Annotated in this window: 1 pseudogene; it reads right to left on the bottom strand. The window is 64.2% G+C overall.

Annotated features, from left to right (window positions below):
- Nucleotides 1-9: 9 nt before the first annotated feature.
- Nucleotides 10-1,208: pseudogene (locus Q9R39_RS24610) on the bottom strand (IS30 family transposase).
- Nucleotides 1,209-1,497: the final 289 nt, after the last annotated feature.

Below are 1,497 nucleotides of genomic sequence, written 5' to 3'. Positions count from 1 at the left end.
TGGGCGCGTTCAATCGGTCGATGCAACACTGGGTTGTTGTAGCGAGTGTAGTTGTTCGCCAAAGACTTCGGCGGGAGTTTTCCATCCAAGGACTTTTCTAGGACGGTTGTTGAGGGTGTAGGCGATGGCCTCGAGGTCCTCAGCTGACCACCGCGACAGATCAGTTCCCTTAGGAAAATATTGGCGCAGAACACCATTGGTGTTCTCGTTGGATGGTCGCTGCCACGGTGAGTGCGGATCGGCGAAGAACACCTGCGTTCCGGTGTCCATCGCGAACTGGGCGTGAGCGGACAGTTCCTTGCCGCGATCCCACGTCAACGTTTTGCGCAACTGCTGCGGCAGCGCGGCGATCGACGCTGTCAGTCCTGCATTCATCGCGATGGCACCGTAGCCACCGAGTGCGGGCCCGTTCTTCACAGGCGGCTGCTCACCCCAGCCCTGCTGGCGTGGCAGATGCACCAGAAGTGTTGCACGACTACGACGTTCAACGATCGTGCCGATCGCCGATCTCCCAGTTCCGATAATCAGATCACCCTCCCAGTGCCCGGGGACGGCACGGTCCTCGGCCTCGGCAGGGCGCTGACTGAACACGACATCGGAGGTGACGTGACCCTGCGGCTTGTTGCGCGAGCGGGCCCGCGGCTCCCTCAGTGCACGTCCGGTGCGCAGGCACGCGACCAGCTCACGTTTGAGCGCGCCGCGGCCCTCGATGAACAGGGACTGGTAGATCGCCTCGTGACTGATACGCATGGATTCATCATCGGGGAAGTCGACCTTCAAACGCTGGGAGATCTGCTCTGGACTCCACGCCAGCGACCACCGCCGGTTGGCCCGGTGCGGTTTGTTAAGCCCCTTCCATGGCGGTGGCGTGGGGCCCGCAGCGATCGTGCCATCGGGACGGCGGACAACGCCGGCCAGGCGGTCCTGTACGTACTCCCGCAACTCGACGTGGGCCACGAGCTTCGCTGTTTTCGGGCGCTTGGCGGCCTGCTGGGCTTTCCACTGCGCCACCAACGCCCGATACTCGAGCTTCCGCTCCTGGTTGCGGCGTTGCGCCGTAGCTCACGCGAGATCGTGGCCGGACTCCGCCCGATCCACCGTGCGATCTCACGCACCCCACGATCCTGGGCGCGTAGCAGCGCGATCTCTTCCCGTTCGGCGAAGGATAGATAGCGGCCCGAAGGCTCATCCAGACTCAGCGGCCTCATGCCGCCAGCGTGGCGGAACCAGCGTGTACCCACCGGCACCGACACACCGACAGCGATCGATGCCTGTGCCGTGCTCACCCCCGTCGCGACCACCCGCCAAAACTCACGTTGCACCTGCCGCGACGGCTCCGGCCGCCCCGGCGATCGCATCGCCGGCCGAAGTGCACGATCAGCACGCCACTGCCGACGAACACCTACCGCCACATCGCTGGTCCTCCGACTCCAGTCCGCCGTAGCCACCGCAAACACCTCCATGATCATGGTGTTGCGACGACCAGTTGAATCCGCC

Origin of the sequence: Gordonia sp. AC31 (assembly GCF_031844505.1) — a bacterium.
GTDB lineage: Bacteria > Actinomycetota > Actinomycetes > Mycobacteriales > Mycobacteriaceae > Gordonia > Gordonia hongkongensis.
The sequence above is the reverse complement of the archived record's forward strand: the minus strand, read 5'-3'. Positions and strand labels throughout refer to the sequence as shown.